This is a genomic window from Gordonia pseudamarae, assembly GCF_025273675.1.
Lineage (GTDB): Bacteria > Actinomycetota > Actinomycetes > Mycobacteriales > Mycobacteriaceae > Gordonia > Gordonia pseudamarae.
Genome location: NZ_CP045809.1, coordinates 2,505,847 through 2,522,296 on the forward strand (window position 1 = coordinate 2,505,847; position 16,450 = coordinate 2,522,296).

At 68.1% G+C, this 16,450-nt stretch carries 18 protein-coding genes; 11 read left to right on the forward strand and 7 right to left on the reverse strand.

Going from position 1 to position 16,450, the window contains the following annotated elements:
- Nucleotides 1–38: 38 nt before the first annotated feature.
- From GII31_RS11070 to GII31_RS11090, 5 genes are read right to left on the reverse strand one after another with little or no spacing between them, the layout of a single operon-like run.
- On the reverse strand, nucleotides 39–1,223 hold the full coding sequence (locus tag GII31_RS11070) for an acyl-CoA dehydrogenase family protein (protein ID WP_213249485.1): 1,185 nt from the start codon (nucleotides 1,221–1,223) through the stop codon (nucleotides 39–41).
- Nucleotides 1,220–2,833, reverse strand: a complete 1,614-nt coding sequence (locus tag GII31_RS11075; RefSeq protein ID WP_213249487.1) for an AMP-binding protein — start codon at nucleotides 2,831–2,833, stop codon at nucleotides 1,220–1,222. Before GII31_RS11075 ends, GII31_RS11070 begins: the two co-directional genes overlap by 4 nt.
- Before the next feature lie 14 nt (nucleotides 2,834–2,847).
- A complete protein-coding gene (locus GII31_RS11080) occupies nucleotides 2,848–3,591 on the reverse strand; it encodes an SDR family NAD(P)-dependent oxidoreductase (protein WP_213249489.1) in 744 nt (247 codons plus the stop codon).
- A gap of 54 nt (nucleotides 3,592–3,645) precedes the next feature.
- Complete coding sequence (locus tag GII31_RS11085; RefSeq protein ID WP_213249491.1) at nucleotides 3,646–4,791, reverse strand: acyl-CoA dehydrogenase family protein; 1,146 nt, start codon at nucleotides 4,789–4,791, stop codon at nucleotides 3,646–3,648.
- A gap of 26 nt (nucleotides 4,792–4,817) precedes the next feature.
- The gene (locus GII31_RS11090; RefSeq protein ID WP_213249492.1) at nucleotides 4,818–5,615 is read right to left on the reverse strand and encodes an enoyl-CoA hydratase-related protein; all 798 of its coding nucleotides are present in this window, start codon (nucleotides 5,613–5,615) and stop codon (nucleotides 4,818–4,820) included.
- Between the two features lie 141 nt (nucleotides 5,616–5,756).
- Between GII31_RS11090 and GII31_RS11095 the strand changes: the two genes are divergently transcribed.
- On the forward strand, nucleotides 5,757–6,422 hold the full coding sequence (locus GII31_RS11095) for a TetR/AcrR family transcriptional regulator (protein WP_213249494.1): 666 nt from the start codon (nucleotides 5,757–5,759) through the stop codon (nucleotides 6,420–6,422).
- A 238-nt stretch (nucleotides 6,423–6,660) separates the two neighbouring features.
- On the opposite strand, the gene GII31_RS11100 is transcribed toward GII31_RS11095, so the two are convergent.
- Nucleotides 6,661–7,275 carry a TetR/AcrR family transcriptional regulator gene (locus tag GII31_RS11100; RefSeq protein WP_213249497.1) on the reverse strand — a complete coding sequence of 205 codons (615 nt, stop codon included), beginning with the start codon at nucleotides 7,273–7,275 and terminating at the stop codon, nucleotides 6,661–6,663.
- Nucleotides 7,276–7,385: 110 nt separating this feature from the next.
- Between GII31_RS11100 and GII31_RS11105 the strand changes: the two genes are divergently transcribed.
- The 10 genes from GII31_RS11105 (at nucleotide 7,386) to GII31_RS11150 (ending at nucleotide 15,766) form a co-directional block, all read left to right on the forward strand.
- Nucleotides 7,386–7,910: a DUF4242 domain-containing protein gene (locus tag GII31_RS11105; RefSeq protein ID WP_213250174.1), complete on the forward strand. Its 525-nt coding sequence runs from the start codon at nucleotides 7,386–7,388 to the stop codon at nucleotides 7,908–7,910.
- Nucleotides 7,907–9,073 (forward strand): acyl-CoA dehydrogenase family protein, encoded by a 1,167-nt coding sequence (locus tag GII31_RS11110; RefSeq protein ID WP_246222220.1) that lies wholly within the window; start codon nucleotides 7,907–7,909, stop codon nucleotides 9,071–9,073. Before GII31_RS11105 ends, GII31_RS11110 begins: the two co-directional genes overlap by 4 nt.
- Complete coding sequence (locus tag GII31_RS11115) at nucleotides 9,016–9,738, forward strand: ABC transporter ATP-binding protein (protein ID WP_246222297.1); 723 nt, start codon at nucleotides 9,016–9,018, stop codon at nucleotides 9,736–9,738. Before GII31_RS11110 ends, GII31_RS11115 begins: the two co-directional genes overlap by 58 nt.
- Nucleotides 9,735–10,907 carry an ABC transporter substrate-binding protein gene (locus GII31_RS11120; RefSeq protein WP_213249501.1) on the forward strand — a complete coding sequence of 391 codons (1,173 nt, stop codon included), beginning with the start codon at nucleotides 9,735–9,737 and terminating at the stop codon, nucleotides 10,905–10,907. The genes GII31_RS11115 and GII31_RS11120 overlap by 4 nt, the downstream gene beginning before the upstream one ends.
- A complete protein-coding gene (locus GII31_RS11125) occupies nucleotides 10,904–11,698 on the forward strand; it encodes an ABC transporter permease (RefSeq protein ID WP_213249503.1) in 795 nt (264 codons plus the stop codon). Before GII31_RS11120 ends, GII31_RS11125 begins: the two co-directional genes overlap by 4 nt.
- Nucleotides 11,699–11,785: 87 nt before the next feature.
- On the forward strand, nucleotides 11,786–12,340 hold the full coding sequence (locus GII31_RS11130) for a DUF4334 domain-containing protein (RefSeq protein WP_213249505.1): 555 nt from the start codon (nucleotides 11,786–11,788) through the stop codon (nucleotides 12,338–12,340).
- A 45-nt stretch (nucleotides 12,341–12,385) separates the two neighbouring features.
- A complete protein-coding gene (locus GII31_RS11135; RefSeq protein ID WP_213249507.1) occupies nucleotides 12,386–13,063 on the forward strand; it encodes a response regulator transcription factor in 678 nt (225 codons plus the stop codon).
- Nucleotides 13,029–14,438: a sensor histidine kinase gene (locus GII31_RS11140; RefSeq protein WP_246222221.1), complete on the forward strand. Its 1,410-nt coding sequence runs from the start codon at nucleotides 13,029–13,031 to the stop codon at nucleotides 14,436–14,438. The genes GII31_RS11135 and GII31_RS11140 overlap by 35 nt, the downstream gene beginning before the upstream one ends.
- A 40-nt stretch (nucleotides 14,439–14,478) precedes the next feature.
- Entirely contained in the window at nucleotides 14,479–15,078 is a 600-nt protein-coding gene (locus tag GII31_RS11145) for a PepSY domain-containing protein (protein WP_213249509.1), read from the forward strand.
- 187 nt (nucleotides 15,079–15,265) lie between these two features.
- Nucleotides 15,266–15,766 carry an NADPH-dependent FMN reductase gene (locus GII31_RS11150; protein WP_246222222.1) on the forward strand — a complete coding sequence of 167 codons (501 nt, stop codon included), beginning with the start codon at nucleotides 15,266–15,268 and terminating at the stop codon, nucleotides 15,764–15,766.
- Here the strand turns inward: GII31_RS11150 and GII31_RS11155 are convergent.
- Nucleotides 15,763–16,446 carry a GNAT family N-acetyltransferase gene (locus GII31_RS11155; RefSeq protein ID WP_260840447.1) on the reverse strand — a complete coding sequence of 228 codons (684 nt, stop codon included), beginning with the start codon at nucleotides 16,444–16,446 and terminating at the stop codon, nucleotides 15,763–15,765. The two genes, GII31_RS11150 and GII31_RS11155, sit on opposite strands and share 4 nt — an antisense overlap.
- Nucleotides 16,447–16,450: the final 4 nt, after the last annotated feature.

Genomic DNA, 16,450 nt, shown 5'->3' on the forward strand with positions numbered 1-16,450 from the left:
TCGCCGTGTCCGCCGGCGGGCAGGCGTATAATGCGGCCTCAACCGCGGTAGGCGGCCTGTCCGGTGAGCGCCTGGCCGATGATGAGCTGGTGCACCTCGCTGGTGCCCTCATAGGTGAGCACCGACTCCAGATTGTTGGCATGACGCATGATCGGGAACTCCAGGGTGATGCCGGCGGCGCCCAGGATGGTGCGGGACGTACGCGCGATGTTGATCGCCTCGCGCACATTGTTGAGTTTTCCGAGGCTGATCTGCTCGGAGGTCAGCGTGCCGGCATCCTTGAGTTCGCCGAGTTGGGCCGCCAGCAGCACACCCTTGCCGTACTCGAGTGCCATGTCGGCGATTTTCGCCTGGGTCAGCTGGAAGCCTGACAGCGGACGGTCGAAGATCTCCCGTTCACCGGAGTAGGCGATCGCGGTCTGCAGGCAGTCGCGGGCCGCGCCCATCGCGCCGAAGACGATGCCGAACCGTGCCTCGTTGAGGCAGCTCAGCGGACCCCTGAGCCCCTCGGCCTCGGGTAGCAGCGCCGAGGCGGGCAGCCTGACGTTGTCGAGCACCAGTTCACCGGTGACCGAGGCGCGCAGCGACAGCTTGTGCTTGATCGCCGGTGCCGAGAATCCCGGGGTGTCGGTCGGGACGACGAAGCCGCGAACTCCGCGTGCATCGCCCTGCTCGCCGGTCTGGGCCCACACGACGGCTACGTCGGCGACCGAGGCGTTGGTGATCCACATCTTGTTGCCGTTGAGGATCCAGTCGTCGCCGTCGCGCCGGGCACGGGTCCGCATACCGCCCGGATTGGAACCGTAGTCGGGTTCGGTCAGGCCGAAGCAGCCGATCGCCTCCCCACGCGCCATCTGTGGCAGCCATTGCTGCTTCTGTTCCTCGCTGCCCCACCGCCAGATCGCGAACATGGCCAGCGACCCCTGAACGGAGACGAGCGAACGCAGACCCGAATCGGCGGCCTCCAACTCCAGGCAGGCCAGCCCGTAGGCCTTCGCCGAGGTTCCGGCGCAGTCGTAGCCCTGCAGGTGCATTCCGAGGACGCCGAGACCGCCGAGTCCGCGCGCCAGATCGCGCGCCGGGATCTCACCGGTCTCGTACCATCCGGCCAGGTGCGGAGTGATGTCGCGGGCGACGAAATCCCGTACGGTGGCGGCGATAGCGAGTTCTTCGGCCGAGAAGAGCCTGTCGACGGCGAAGAGTTCGTTGAGTGCAGTGGTCATGCGTCATCACCAATCTTGCGGCGCAGTTGAAATTTCTGAATCTTTCCCGAGGGCGTGGTGGGCAATGAGTCCATTACCTCCAGCCGTTCGGGCCAGTACTGTTTGGCCAGTCCCTTTCCCGCCAGGTATTCCTGCATCTCGGAAAAGGTGAATCCGGCCGCGCGTTCGTCCGGTTTGAGTACCACGCACGCGCAGGCGCGTTCCTGCAGGCGCGGGTCGGGCAGACCGATCACGGCGACCGACTCGATTCGCGGATTCTCGTAGAAGACGTTCTCCACGAAGGCGACCGGAATGTTCTCGCCACCGCGGATGACGATGTCCTTGGTCCTGCCGGAGATCTTGAGGTAGCCGTCGGCGTCGATCACGCCGATGTCGCCGGTGTCGAACCAGTCCTGCGAGAAGGCGGCCCGGGTCTCGTCGGGGCGGTTGAGGTAGCCGACGAACAGCGAGGGCCCGCGAACCTGCAGACGTCCTTCGGTACCCGGGGCACCCGCCTCGCCGTCGGCGTCGACGGTCCGGATCTCCATACCGGGCCACGGACAGCCGTCGGTGCCGACGATCTTCTCGACCGGGTCACCGGGCACGCCGAGCGTCACCAGCGCGTTCTCGGTCTGCCCCCAGCCGCCGAGCACCACCATGCCCGGCACCGAACGCCGGGCCTGTTCGAGGATCGCCCGCGGTATCGGGGCGCCCATGCAGCAGAACAGTCGCAGACTCGACAGATCGTTGTCGGCGAGCGAGTGCGCGGAAATGAAGTCGTGCAGGAACGGGGTTGCGCCGGAGGTGTAGTTGATCTTGTGCCGGGCGACCAACTCGACGAACCGCTCCTTGTCCCATACGTCCTGCAAGACGCAGGTCGCACCGTTCTGCACGTTCAGGCGCGCTCCGTAGAGGAACCCGGTGAGGTGCGCCAGGGTGGACGCGATGTGGAACACGGTGTCGGCGGTGATCCCGAGCCGGGCCGGCAGCGGGAGGTTCGCGGCCACCAACGTGTTGTGGGTGTGCATGACACCCTTGGGTTCGCCGGTGGTGCCCGAGGTGAAGATCAGCAGGGAGACGTCGTCGCCGTCCGGCCGCAGGGCACCCAGCTCGGCGCGGTCGCGTCGCTGCTCCCACGGCGTGTCCATGAACTCGTCGAAGCTCGAGCCCACCACCAGCGTGTGTTGCACCGATGGCAGCGCCCCCGAAAGGTCCTCGTACATCGCCCGATAGTCGAATCCGCGGAACGTCTCGGGAATGATCAGCACCTTGCTCTCGGCAAGGCGGATCATGAACGCGACCTCGCGTTCGCGATAGATCGGGATGAGCGGGTTGCTGACCGCACCGATCCGGCTCGCCGCGTAGTGCACGACGACCCATTCGATCCAGTTCGGTATCTGGAAGGACACCACGTCGCCGGGCCGCACGCCCAGTTCGAGAAGTCCGAGCGCGCAACGGTCGACCTCGTCGCGCAGCTGCGCGTAGGTGATCTCGCGCCGATGGTCGACGAAGGCCGTCTTGTCCGGGGTCTGTCGGGCGTAGTCGTCGAGGTAGTCGGTGATCACCCTGTCCGGCCAGTAGCCGCCGTCGTGATAGGCCGCTGACAGCTGCGGGGTGAGCATTGTCTCCATGATCCGATGTCCTGTCAGCTCATGGTCAGACCGCCGCTGACGCTGACGGTCTGGCCGGTGATGAAATCGGCGTCGTCGGATGAGAGGAAGGCCACGGTCTTGGCCAGATCTTCGGGCCGGCCCAGCCGCCGCATCGGGATGGCCTTCTTGAGCGCCTCGCGCAGCTTCTCGCCGCCCATCGACGCGAACAGGGCGGTGTCAGTGGGTCCGGGGCAGACACAGTTGACGTTGATCTGGTTGCGGGCTGTTTCACGCGCAAGGGATTTGGTGAAGGAGATGACGCCGCCCTTGGCGGCGGCGTAGACCGCCTCGCCGGACGAGCCGACACGTCCGGCGTCGGAGCCGAGATTGACCACCTTCCCCGAACCCTGTTGCTGCATCAGCGGCACGATCTTCTTGCAGGTGTTCAACACGCCGTACAGGTTGATCGCGACGATGCGGTCCCAGGTCTCGGGCTCGGAGTCGACGAACGGTTCGCCTTTGTCCCATCCGGCGTTGTTCACGAGGATGTCGATCCGGCCGAAGGTGGCCACGGCCTCGTCGACGGCGGCGTTGACGCTGTCGCGGTCGGTGACGTCGACCTGCAGGCCGACGGAAGAGTTGCCGAGTTCGGCCGCGGTTGCCGTGGCGGTCTCGGCGTTGAGGTCGGTGACGATCACGGTGGCGCCGTCGGCGGCGAGGCGGTGGGCGATGGCGGCGCCGATGCCCTGCCCCGCTCCGGTGACGAAGGCGATCTTGCCGTTGAGGCGAGTGGTCATGGGATTACTCCTGGGTCAACGCCGGGGTGGCGGAGGTAGGTGGGATCTGGCGGTTCAGGGCGCGAAGCTGCGGCCGAGAAGATTGCGGGAGATGACGAGTTTGGAGACCTGCGCGGTGCCGTCACCGATCTCCAGGCCGATGACGTCGCGCAGTCGTTGGCCGACCTTGTGTTCGGTCGAGTACCCGATGTGGCCGAGAGTGAGCAGGCACTGGTGGATGACATCGACAGAGAGCTTGGGTGCCCAGAACTTGGCCATCGCGGCCTGCGCGGAGTGATCCAGGTCGTTGTCCTTGCGCCACAACGCCTCGTAGCAGACATGGCGGGCGCCGGTGATGTAGGTCGCGGCCTCCGCGAGCGGGAAGGATACGCCCTGGAACGTACCGATCGGTCGTCCGAAGGCCTCGCGGTCACGCGCCCACTGCATCGCCTCGTCCAGCGATTGCTGCGCGGCGCCCAGGCACAGGAGCCCGATGATCGCCCGGGAGTAGTCGAACCCCTCCATCACCGAGACGAAGCCGCCGCCCTCGGCTCCGATGAGCCGGTCCTGGCTGACCCGCACGTTGTCGAAGTAGATGGTGGCGCGGCCGATGGCCCGGCTGCCCAGGTCGTCGAAGGCGGTCCGGGAGATGCCCGGGCTGTCCATGTCGACCCAGAACGCCGAGACCCCGCGAGCGCCGGGTCCGCCGGTGCGGGCGAGCACGACGGCCCTGTCGGCGGCCATGCCCAGGGTGATCGAGGTCTTCTCGCCGTTGAGGCTCCAGCCTTCGTCGGTCTTCTCCGCACGCAGCGTGAGTGCGGCGGCGTCGGTGCCGTGGCCCGGTTCGGTGATCATGATGCACGGGACGGTCTCTCCCGATGCGATCGCCGGCAGCCAGGCCGACTTCTGCTCGTCGGTGGCGTTGCGCACCAGGATGTCGCTGATGAGAGCGGTGTTGATGATCAGGTAGCCGGCGTTGAAGTCCGCACGCCCGACCTCCTCTGCGGCGATCCCCGCGATGACGGCCGATGCCTCCTGGCCGCCGTACTGTTCGGGGATCCGCAGGCCCGTCATCCCCATCGCGGCCATGTCCTCGACCTGCTGCCTACGCAGGGTCGCCGTCTTGTCGTCGCTCTGGTAGTGCGGGGCGAGCACCTTGTCCGCCCACCGGCCCACCTCGGTGCGGAAGTCCCGCTGGTCCTCATCGAATCCGTAGTCCATGGCCATTCTCCTGGTCGCGGTGGTGGTCAGTGCCAGTCGACTACGGAATCGAAGTCGGGGGTGCGCTTCTGCGCGAAAGCGGTGGCGCCTTCCATCCCTTCCGGCGACACCCCGAACATGTCGAGTGCGGTCATGGCCATGTTCGACAGTCCCGCCTGGTGATCGGTGTCGGCGTTGAACGACTGCTTGAGGAACTTGATGGCGGTGGGGCTCAGCGCCGCGGCATCGGCGGCCCAGGACTTGGCCTCGGTCAGCAGCTGGTCGGCCGGAACCACCTTGTTGATCAGTCCCATCGCCAGCGCGTCGTCGGCGCTGTACTGGCGGCAGAACATCCAGATCTCGCGTGCCTTCTTCTCCCCGACCACGCGGGCGAGGTAGGCCGAGCCGAAGCCCGCGTCGAAGGATCCGACGCGCGGGCCGGCCTGCCCGAATCGGGCGGTGTCGGCGGCGATCGAGACGTCGGCGAGAACCTGCAACACATGCCCGCCGCCGATGGCGATGCCGTTGACGGCGGCGATGACGGGCTTGGGAATGTCGCGCATCAGCTTGTGGAGGTCGGAGATGCGGAACCGGCCGAGTTCGCTGGGTCCGTAGTCGCCGGTCTCGGCACGTTGCTTCACATCGCCGCCGGTGCAGAAGGCCTTCTCGCCCGAGCCGGTCAGGATCACCGCGCGCACCGCCCGGTCGGTCCAGGCCTGTTGGAAGGCGGAGATGAGCTCGTCGACGGTCTTGGCGCGGAACGCGTTGTAGCGCTGCGGCCGGTTGATCGTGATGAGTCCGGCCGCGCCGTCGACCTCGTAGGTGATGTCTTCGAACTGGGTCATGAGCTGTGCCTTTCGTGCGGTCCGAGAGTCGATGAATATTGATTCACTTTGAATGAATATAGATTCACTCCACCCCTCCCGTCAAGCGCCGAACCGGGGTGAGGCGTTAGAGTGAATTCACATTCATTCCGAAAGGTGCCTATGACCAGCAGTTCTATCGGCGTCAGCGCCACCGAGGCCGCACGTGCGGCAAGCGCTGCCGTACGTTCCCGCCAGATCCTCGACGCAGCCGCACGCTTGATGGAGCGCCGCGGTTCGGAGTCGGTGTCCATGCAGGCCCTCGCCGAGGAGGCCGGCGTCAGTGTGGGTTTGATCTATCGCTACTTCGGCGGCAAGGAGCAGGTGCTGCTGGCCGTGATCGTCGACGTCCTGCGCGCCTTCGCCGAGGATGTCCCGGCCGCGATGGAAGCCGCGGGCGGCGACCCCATCCGCAGACTCTCGGCGGCCTTCGAGGCGTACTGCCGGGTGATCGACCGCTATCGGCACGCGGCCGTCCTGACCTACCGCGAGAGCAACGCACTCTCGGCCGAAGGGCGTACCGAGATCAAACGCCTGGAGATCGAGACCAGCGAGCCACTGCGCGAAGCGGTGCGCCAGGGTGTCGACGCGGGCCTGCTCATCGCCGACGACCCGGACCTGGTCGCCTACAACCTGCTGCTGCTGGCCCACTCGTGGGCGCTCAAGCATTGGTATTTCGAGCGGACGATGACGCTCGACCAGTACATCGCCGCCCAGCGGACACTCGCGCTGAAGGCGGTCCTTCCGCCGCAGGGCCTGCGGACCTACGCCGACCTGATCGACCACTGATGGCCCGGACCGCCGGACCTCGAACCATCCCACCGCAGCTCGAATGGGATTTCCGGGTGCCGCGCGTGGAGTCGATCAACACCGGGGCGCCAGTACGGTCTCGTATACCGGGCCTGGGCCGGATAGTATGGCGTGACTCCGATGCGCTCGTGTCCGACATCGACGGTGAGGTCGCATTCCTCGACGCCCGCGACGCCATCGACGCGCCCATGCTCCGCGAGGGAACCGGGTCGCACTGTCACCACCGATCACCGTCGATGAGACGGCTCCGGTCGATGACGTCGGCCGCCAGGGCGCGACCCAACTCGATCGGCGCCACCGACCGGTCGAACTTGGCGCCCGACAGCGCGCCGTCGTAGATCAACTGGATCTCGGCGGCCGGTGCGCCGGGCTGTGGATTGCCCAGTGCCGCCAGTTGCCCGCGGATCGTGCCGAAGACCCACTCGCGGTGTTCGCGCACCGCGCGCAGATCGGCCTCGGGAAACTCGGTGGCGGCGTTCGCGTAGTGGCAGCCGCGGAAGTTGCCGGTCGGCCCGCCGCGGATCGCCAGATCGAAGAACGTCAGAATGCGTTGTCCGGGCTCGGTCACCGCTGCCACCGCGTCGGCCCATCTGTTGCGATCAGTCTGATCCAAATACTGGAGGTAGGCCTCGACAAGGCCGTCCTTGGAACCGAAGGACGAGTAGAGACTTGCCTTCGCAACACCGGCATCGCGTAGTAGAAGGTCAATGCCGACAGCCCGAATTCCTTGTGCCTTAAATAGTTTGGTGGCCGAGTCCAGGAGGCGCCGCGCCGGGGTTCCGGGGGCGGGCGGGGCCGCGCCGGGCTGCGTCGTCGATTCGCTCACACTCACGTTGTCAACCCTAGAGCATCGACCCTATGTAGACAGACCGGTCTGTCTATGCGAGTGTTCGGCAGGTGTCCCGCACAACGCCGGGGGCACCCGATCCGAAAGGCCGCACCATGTCGCTGTATCTGTACGAACTCGTGCCCACCACCGCCGATCGCGGCGGTGCCGAATCAGCCATCAAATATCTCGACGGCCGCATCCGTGACGCCGGTGGCGACCTCATCGAAACGCAGGTCGCGGCCGGGGCCACCAGAGTCTTCGCGATCGCCGAGTTCTCCGGCTGCCGGGCCGCCGACCTGACCGGCGGTGCGGACGAGGCCGGGACGATCACCGGTCCACACCAGGTGCGTCTGGTCGGCGCCGAACTGTCCGACATCAAGGCCGTCCGTCCCACCGCCGGCTACCTCGTGGAATGGGATCTGCCCGCCGACCTCGACATGGAGTCCTACCTCGCCCGCAAGAAGGCCAATGCCCCCCGGTACGCACAGGTCCCGGAGGTGAGCTTCCTGCGCACGTACGTCCGCGAGGATATGGACAAATGCCTCTGCTTCTACGATGCGCCCGACGAGTCCGCGGTGCTGCGGGCCCGCGAAGCGGTGTCGACTCCGGTCGACCGCGTACACGCCCTCGAACGATGACGGCGACGAGCCCGCCGCCCTCGATCGCCACCGCCGACCCGGCGCTGGATCGGGCGGTCGCCTCGGTGGCTGCCCGTGCGGGCGATCTGGACGCCGCACACACCGGCACCCGGATCGATCTCGCGGCGCTCGGACAGGCCGGTCTCCTCGGCCGCGGACTGGGCACGGATCTGCCCGCCGCCGTCGAGGTGCTCGAGCGGCTGGCGACGCGCAGTCTGGCCGTCGCCTTCTCCGCGTGGGCCCAGCGGATGAGCCTGGAATACCTCTGGCGGGCACCGTCCCGGCTCCGCGCGGCGCATCTGGAGCCGGTCGGTTCGGGTACACGCACCGGGGTCACCGCCATGGCGGCCGGGTTCAAACATGTTGCCGGGGTGGCCGAACTCCCCCTGATCGCGACCCCCACCGCCGACGGGTACCGGGTGAGCGGGCCGATCCACTGGGCGACGAATGTGTACCCGGATTCGCTGATCGTGTTGCCGGCCCGCACGATCGAGGGCCGCACGTTGGTCGCCGTGGTCGACGCCGATGCCCCCGGCGTCACCATCCGGCCCGAACCCGCCCTCATCGGCCTGGGTTCGACCGCGTCGACATCGCTGATTCTCGACGGCGTCGCAGTCGCCCATCACGACATCGTCAGCGACGACCTGTACCGATTCTGCCGCGAGGTGCGCCCGACGTTCCTGTTGCTGCAGACGTCGTTCTGCGTGGGCGCGGCATCGGCGTCGATCGATGCGGCCGCGGGGGCGTTGACCGGACTGGGTGAGGTGTTCGCCGAGGAACACGCCGTTCTGGCCGGCGAGCACGGCCGTATCCGGAACCTGTTGTACACGTACGCATCCAACTGTTCCGGTCGGCACCCGGCGGCCATCACCGAGCTTCGGCTGCACGCGGCCCAGAACGCCGTCGCGGCGACCCGGCTGGAATCGACCCTCGCCGGCGGCGCCGGCTATGCGACCGGAACCGCGGCCAACCGCCGGTTCCGCGAAGCCGCATTCCTGCCCATCCAATCACCCTCGGAAGGACAACTGAGATGGGAACTCGCCCAATCCCGCCGAACATCCCAGACCGGGCCCGCACCCCGGTTCAGCGGGACACGGCACTCCGGCTGGTCGGCGGATACAAGCGTTTCCACGACACCCCGGTCCTCACCGGAGTCGACCTGACCGTGCACGAACACGAGTTCGTCGCGGTCACCGGCCGCAGCGGTTCCGGCAAGTCCACGCTGCTGCGCATCCTGGCCGGACTCGACACCCTCGACGCCGGCACGATTCATTGGACGGGTGGCGGATCGTCGGGCCGCCCACACACCGGCGTGGTCTTCCAGCAGCCGAGGCTGATGCCATGGCTCACGGTGGGCGAGAACATCGCGTACGGCGGCCGGTTCCGTGCACACCGCGACCATTTCGACGCCGCACACGCCACCGGCCTGCTCTCCCGGTTCGGCCTGCACGATCTCGCCGAGCGCACACCCGATCAGCTGTCCGGCGGTCAGGCGCAGCGGGTCGCGATCATCCGCGCCGTGGCGATCGGACCCGAGCTGTTGTTGCTCGACGAGCCGTTCAGCGCTCTGGATCCGTCGATCCGCGCCGACCTGCGTGGGTGGCTGCGCGAAGTCACCGCCGAACTGGACATGACGGTGGTACTGATCACCCACGACATCGACGAGGCGATCGAGCTCGCCGACCGCATCGTGCTGCTCGGTGACACCGGAACGATCCGCGACGAGTGGGTGGTCGCGTCGGCCCCGACGAGGGACTGCCTGCGGCGGGAAATTTTCGGGAGCTATTCCGGCGCAGTCGGCGCCGACCCGGTCGGGGAACCGGCATGAACGCCGCAGGAATGTCGCGGCGCACGCTGCTGGCCACCGGCGCGGCGCTCGCGGCCGCTGGTGGGATCGCCGGCATCGCCGACCTCGGACGTGCCGCGCTGGCCGATTCGCCGAACCACGGCGGCCGCCTGCTCGTCGGCTATCTGCCCATCACCGATGCCTCGCCGTTGCTGATCGCCCATGCCGCCGGCCTCTACCGGCCGGGGGCGGCCAGTGTCGCCAGGCCGGTCCTGTTCCGCAGCTGGGCCTCGCTGGCCGAGGCCTTCGTCACCCGCCAGGTGGATGTGGTGCATCTGCTGATGCCGATGGCGGTCCAGTTGCGATACGCACTGGGCAGTTCGGTGCGGGTCCTCGGCTGGAACCACACCAACGGCTCGGCGCTGACCGTCGCGCCCCACATCACAGATCTCGGGCAACTGGCCGGGCGCCAGGTGGCGATTCCGTTCTGGTGGTCGATCCACAACATCGTGCTGCAGCGGCTGCTGCGCTCACGCGGGTTGCGGCCGGTGATCAGGCGGGCCGCCTCGGCGTCGGCGGGAACCGTGGAGCTGATCGTGATGAGCCCCTCGGACATGGTTCCCGCGCTGGCCAATGGCTCCATTGCCGGCTATGTGGTGGCCGACCCGTTCAACGCGATGGCCGAGATCCGCGGGATCGGCCGGATCCATACCTTCCTGGGCGATGTGTGGCGCGATCACGCGTGTTGCGCGCTGCTGGTCCACGAGGACCTGATCGAGGGCACACCGGAGGTTGTGCACGGTATCGCCGATTCGGTGGTGGCCGCGCAACTCCGGACCGATCGCGATCGGCGGGCGGCGGCCGCGGCGCTGGCGGCCGGCAGGTATCTCCCACAGCCGAAACCGGCCATCACCAAGGCGCTCTCCTACGATCCGGGCGGGTATTCGCTGCGCCACCCGGATTGGCAACCACAACGACTCGGTCTGCGCGCCTTCCCGTTTCCGAGTTTCACGCAGCGGCTCGTCGAAGAGATGGGGCAAACGGTCGTCGACGGCGACCGGCGGTTCCTGGACCGCCTCGATCCGGCGCGGGTGCACGAGGACCTCGTCGATGACACCTTCATCCGGGCGGCGATCGACCGGCACGGCGGACCGGCGGCGCTCGGACTTCCCGCCACCCTCACCCGCACCGAACAGGTGGAGACACGATGACCCGCACAGACTTCCCGGCCGCAACCCGCGTACCGGCGCAGCAGGCCCGGTGGGCGCGCACATGGCCGCCACTGTCGGCGATCGCCGTCGCCGTCGGCGTCTGGTGGCTGTGCACCGGCGTTCTTCCCGCCGACGACTCGCTCGTGCGCCAGTTCGCCCCGCACCATGTGTTGCCGGCGCTGGGCGAACTCACCGAACGCGGGGTGCTGGCCTCCGACATCGGGCTGAGCCTGCGCAGGCTGCTGGTCGGGCTGCTGATCGCCGTGGTCCTGGGCATCCCCGCGGGACTGCTCATCGGGCTCAACTCCACGGTGGAGCGGGCGACCACACCGCTGGTGCAGTTTCTGCGGATGATCTCGCCGTTGTCGTGGGCGCCGATCGCGGTGGCGCTGTTCGGCATCGGCGATCAACCGGTGATCTTCCTGATCGCGGCCGCCTCGGTGTGGCCGGTGATCCTCACCACTGCCGGCGGGGTACGGGCGATCGATCAGGGTCTGCTCGAGGTCGCCCGGTCGTTTCACGCGACCAGGCTCGAGCTGCTCACCGCGGTCATCCTGCCCGCGATCGCGGCGCACGTGCAGACGGGGGTCCGGGTGGCACTCGGGGTCGGCTGGGTCGTGCTGGTTCCGGCGGAGATGCTCGGTGTCCGGTCCGGACTGGGCTATCAGATCCTGAACGCACGCGACCAGCTCGCCTACGACCAGGTGGTCGCGGTGATCGTGGTGATCGGGGTTCTCGGCTCCGCCCTCGACTGGCTGACCCGCCGGGCGTTGGGCGCACGCGACGAGTAACCGGTAGCCGGTGCCGGGCGACCGGTGTAAAGTGACTATAGTCACACTGATTTCCAAAACATATAGCATCGCCCTAGTATCGGCGCCATGCAGCTTCACGATGTGATCTCCGACGCCCCCACCACCACCGATGCGGCGGCCGACCTGTTCGACTCGCTGGACGCCGTCGAGCCCGAGTTCATGATCGGTACCTGGCGGGGCGCGGAAATGCCCACCGGACATCCCATCGACGGTGCACTCGCCGCCAGCGGATGGTGGGGCAAACAGTTCATCGACGCCGAGAACGTACACCCGCTGCTGTTCCCCGGCCGCGACGGCAAGAGTCTGTGGCCGATGAACCCGGTGCTGGCGTTCAGCGCCCTCGGCGCGCTGCGCGCCGCGCCGCAGCTGCGCAACGTCTCGTTCGCCGGGCCGATCGGCGTCACCAACTTCGCCACCCGTGCCCGCGGATCCAAGGCCCGCCTGCGCACCACCCGCTACCGGGGTGTCGACTCGGCCACCATGGTCTACGACCAGCTCCCCATCAACGACGTCTTCCACCGCATTTCCGACGACGCCGTGCTCGGTGCCATGGACCTGAAAGGCGTTCAGCGTCCGTACTTCTTCGTCCTGCGGCGCGACGAGTCCCTGCCGGTGAGGTGACGCGGCGCATCCGGCCGCATGGGCGGACCGGACATAATGGCTGTCATGCGCGTGCTGGTGGTCGACGACGAGGTGCGGCTGGCGCGGTCCATCCGGGCCGGGCTGGTGGCCGAGGGTTGCGCCGTGGACCTCGCCCACACCGGTACCGACGGGTTGTGGCTGGCGCAGGAGAACAGCTACGACACGATCGTGCTCGATCTGATGCTGCCCGGTCTCAACGGATATCAGGTGACGCGGGAGTTGCGGTCGGCGCAGAACTGGACCCCCGTACTGATGCTGACCGCCAAGGACGGCGAGTGGGATCAGATCGAGGGCCTGGACACCGGTGCCGACGACTACCTGACCAAACCGTTCTCGTTTCCGGTGCTGGTGGCCAGGATCCGGGCGTTGTCCCGGCGTGGTGCCACCCCGCGCCCGGCCGTTCTGGCGGCGGGTGATCTGCGGCACGACCCGGCGGCGGGCCGAACCTGGCGCGGTGACACCGAGATCGGGCTGACGGCCCGCGAAACGGCGATGCTGGCGCTGCTGATGCGCAACGCCGGTGATGTGGTGTCCAAGCAGAAGATTCTGGAATCTTTGTGGGACATGAACTTTGACGGTGATCCGAACATCGTCGAGGTGTATATCCGGCATCTGCGCAACAAGATCGACAGGCCGTTCGCCCGCGCGTCGATCCAGACGGTCCGCGGTGCGGGCTACCGATTGGCGGCCGACGGTGGGTGAGGTGCTACGCCGGCTGACCGCGTCGATCCGGGTCCGGGCCACGCTCGGGGCGCTCGTGGTCGTGGCGGTGGTGCTGGCGGCGGCGGCCGTGGCGCTCGTCCTGCTGCAACGAGATGCGTTGCGATCGGGCGCCGCCGACACCGCGGCCGCCCGGGCGGCGCAGATCTCCGGTCAGGTCACCGCGGCCGGCCCGCCGGCCACCCTGGTCGGCGAGTCCGAGGACGACAAGGACTACGACGAGGACGACGAGGAGGATCCCGAACCCGATGACGTGGTGTCGCAGATCTACGCCGGCGACCGCCTGGTCGTGTCATCGCAACCGGGGGTGATGGTTCCGAGCCATCGCGGCATCGTCGAACTGGCCGGTGCCGACCACCGATATGCCGTCGCCACCGTCGATACCGACTGGCAGGGAACCGAATACACGGTGGTCGTGGCCGTCTCGCTGGAGGATGCCGACGAGTCGGTGGCCGCACTCGTCCCACTGCTGGCGGTCGGCGGTCCGCTGGTGCTGCTCGTGGTGGGCGGGGTGATCTGGCTGGTGATCGGCCGGTCGCTGGCCCCGGTGGAACGGATGCGCCGCGAAGTGGCCGCGGTGTCCGACAGCAGCCTGGACCGGCGTGTCGACCAGCCGGCCTCCCGCGACGAGATCCATCGGCTGGCCGTCACCATGAACGCGATGCTCGATCGGCTGGAAAGCTCCCGGGATCGGCAGCGACGCTTCGTCTCCGACGCCTCGCACGAGCTCCGCTCCCCGATCACCACCCTGCGCCAGACCGGTGAGGTGGCCCGGACCTATCCCGACGCCATCGACCGCGCCGAACTCGCCGACACCGTCGTCGCCGAATCGTTGCGGCTGCAACGACTCGTCGACCAGCTTCTGCTTCTGACCCGCGCCGACGAGGGGCGTGCCGGGCCCACCCGCGGCGACGTCGATCTCGACGACCTGCTCCTGGCCGATGCCGCCCGCCTCGCGCGCGAACGTCCCGATCTCGCCGTCGATACCGGTGCCGTCGCCGCGACCCGGATATGGGGCGACCGGCCGGCACTGGAGCATGTGGTCCGCAATCTCACCGACAACGCCGCACGGCACGCCCGGACCCGTGTGACGTACTCGGCGTCCGAGTCCGACGGACGGGTGCGAGTGGCCGTCTGCGACGACGGCGCCGGTGTTCCCGATCAGGATCGGGATCGGATCTTCGAGCGGTTCGTCCGTCTCGACGAGGCCCGCGCCCGCGATGACGGCGGCAGCGGACTCGGCTTGGCGATCGTGCGGGAGATCGTCGACTCACACGGCGGAAATGTGCGTGTCGAGGACGCCGACGGCGGTGGTGCGCGGTTTGTGATCGAGCTCGCAGCGCACGGACCGGACTGATTCAGCGTCGATTCAGGCACGCCCCGGCACAGTGGACGCCATGAGCATCGCAAACACACTGAAGAACAAGAAGGTCCTGATCGCAGCCGGTGCGGTGGCGATAGCCGCGGGAGTGGGCGGAGTCGCCTACGCCGTTACCGGCGACAACGACGAACTGTCCGGCAGCACCCTCGACCGGGCGTCCGCCGCGGCCCTCAAGCATGTCGGAGAAGGTGCGGTCACCGACGCCGAACGCGGCGACAAGGACGACGTCCAGGCGTACGAGGTCGAGGTGACCCGCCCCGACGGCACCGAGGTCGATGTCCGTCTCGACGACACATTCGCCATCATCTCCGTCGACGACGACCGACCCACCCCGGCGCCGACAGCCGCCCCGACCAGCACTCTGACCCCGACCAGCACTCGGCCACCGGCGATCCGGGACGAGGACCGCACGCTGACCGCCGACGAGCAACGCCGTGCCTCGACAGCGGCCCTGGCCACTATCCCCGGCACCGTCATCGACATCGACGCAGACGATGACCGGATCAACGGACGGGTGGGCGCCTACGAGGTTGAGATCCGGGCCACGGACGGCACCGAATGGAACGTGTGGCTCGACGAACAATTCGCCGTCATCACCGCAACGCCCGACAACTGATTCCCCCGGATCTGAACCCCCGGGCATGGCCCCCTCGGGCATGTATCCCACGGACCGTTCGTCGCGCTTACGCGACATTTCCGGTCAACCCTTCGGCGCAGGTGGAACCGGGACTTGACCCGGCCGCGTTCTCGTGAGCATGTGGTCATGGAAGTCATCGAAGATCGGCAAGCAAGGAGTTCAGTCTGTGAAAACAGTAGTGGTGGTCGGCAACCCGAAGCCCGGTTCACGCACCCGCACCGCCGGTGAGCGGCTGGCGCGGGCGCTGGGCGGAAACACCGAGACCATCGAACTGTCCGAACTCGGCCCGGGGCTGCTCGGCTGGGGTGACCCCGCCGTCGCCGAGGCCGTCGCGAAGGTTCAGTCCGCGCAGGTGGCGATCATCGCCTCGCCCACCTTCAAAGCCACCTACACCGGCCTGCTGAAACTGTTCCTCGACCAGTTCGCCGGCGGTACCGGATTGCGGGATGTGGTGGCGATCCCGCTGATGCTGGGTGGTGGCCCCGCGCACGCCCTGGCCGTCGAGACGTCGTTGCGGCCGGTGCTCGTCGAGATCGGCGCGGTCTGCCCGACGGCGGGCCTGTACCAGCTCGACAGCACCTTCGACACCGATTCGAGCCTGGCGGACTGGGTCGAACGGTGGGTGCCCACCGTTGCCCGGGCCGTCCTCCCGGCAGCGGACCGCTAAGGGCGCCGCTCCCGCATCCGCGAGGCCAGGTAGGTCGCCTGCGTGTCCAGGTTTCGTTCGCCGGGGCCGGGGTGGGCATCCCGCATCCGGGCGGCATCGGCCACGGTGGACTCCCAGGATGTCCGGGGATACGGCCGGTCCCCGGCGCGCAGCCACGCACGGAAGACGTCGACGGGCTCCCCGCGCACGACCGCGCCGCCGGGCACCCAGGCGTCCAGCCAGAACCCGCACTGATGGGCGACGCGGAGACTGGCCTCGTTGCCGTCGCCGCCGATCCACCGGATACCGGTCCTGCCCGCGGCGAAGGCATGTGCGACGGCCAGACGGACCGCACGGCTCATGATCCGCCGGCCACGCATGTCCGGGTGCAGTCCGTAGCCGATCTCGACCTCGGCGCCGGCGCCGCGGATGTCGACACCGCCGGCGAACCGACCGTCGACCTCGACCGCCCAGCACATCGCGCCGGCGGTGTTCCACAGGTCCGGGATCTGCCGTAGCACGAAGCCCTCGGCGTCGGCTCGGGTGTACGGCACGGGAACCGTTGTCCACCGGGACATCTCGGGGTCGGTCGCCTGCTCGACGATCCGGTCGATGTCGTCGACCCGATGCGCCCGCAGGGTGACCGGCCCGTCGCTCAGGACGGGCACGCACTCGGGGAATCGGCTCGCGGCGCTGCTCATCAGC

Bases quoted from the DNA above. Each gene is read 5' to 3' on its own strand.
- GII31_RS11070 (WP_213249485.1), bottom strand. From the start codon at position 1,223: ATGACCACTGCACTCAACGAACTCTTCGCCGTCGACAGGCTCTTCTCG.
- GII31_RS11155 (WP_260840447.1), bottom strand. From the start codon at position 16,446: ATGAGCAGCGCCGCGAGCCGATTCCCCGAGTGCGTGCCCGTCCTGAGC.
- GII31_RS11085 (WP_213249491.1), bottom strand. From the start codon at position 4,791: ATGGACTACGGATTCGATGAGGACCAGCGGGACTTCCGCACCGAGGTG.
- GII31_RS11125 (WP_213249503.1), top strand. From the start codon at position 10,904: ATGACCCGCACAGACTTCCCGGCCGCAACCCGCGTACCGGCGCAGCAG.
- GII31_RS11130 (WP_213249505.1), top strand. From the start codon at position 11,786: ATGCAGCTTCACGATGTGATCTCCGACGCCCCCACCACCACCGATGCG.
- GII31_RS11095 (WP_213249494.1), top strand. From the start codon at position 5,757: ATGACCAGCAGTTCTATCGGCGTCAGCGCCACCGAGGCCGCACGTGCG.
- GII31_RS11090 (WP_213249492.1), bottom strand. From the start codon at position 5,615: ATGACCCAGTTCGAAGACATCACCTACGAGGTCGACGGCGCGGCCGGA.
- GII31_RS11120 (WP_213249501.1), top strand. From the start codon at position 9,735: ATGAACGCCGCAGGAATGTCGCGGCGCACGCTGCTGGCCACCGGCGCG.
- GII31_RS11110 (WP_246222220.1), top strand. From the start codon at position 7,907: ATGACGGCGACGAGCCCGCCGCCCTCGATCGCCACCGCCGACCCGGCG.
- GII31_RS11080 (WP_213249489.1), bottom strand. From the start codon at position 3,591: ATGACCACTCGCCTCAACGGCAAGATCGCCTTCGTCACCGGAGCGGGG.
- GII31_RS11105 (WP_213250174.1), top strand. From the start codon at position 7,386: ATGTCGCTGTATCTGTACGAACTCGTGCCCACCACCGCCGATCGCGGC.
- GII31_RS11135 (WP_213249507.1), top strand. From the start codon at position 12,386: ATGCGCGTGCTGGTGGTCGACGACGAGGTGCGGCTGGCGCGGTCCATC.
- GII31_RS11145 (WP_213249509.1), top strand. From the start codon at position 14,479: ATGAGCATCGCAAACACACTGAAGAACAAGAAGGTCCTGATCGCAGCC.
- GII31_RS11075 (WP_213249487.1), bottom strand. From the start codon at position 2,833: ATGGAGACAATGCTCACCCCGCAGCTGTCAGCGGCCTATCACGACGGC.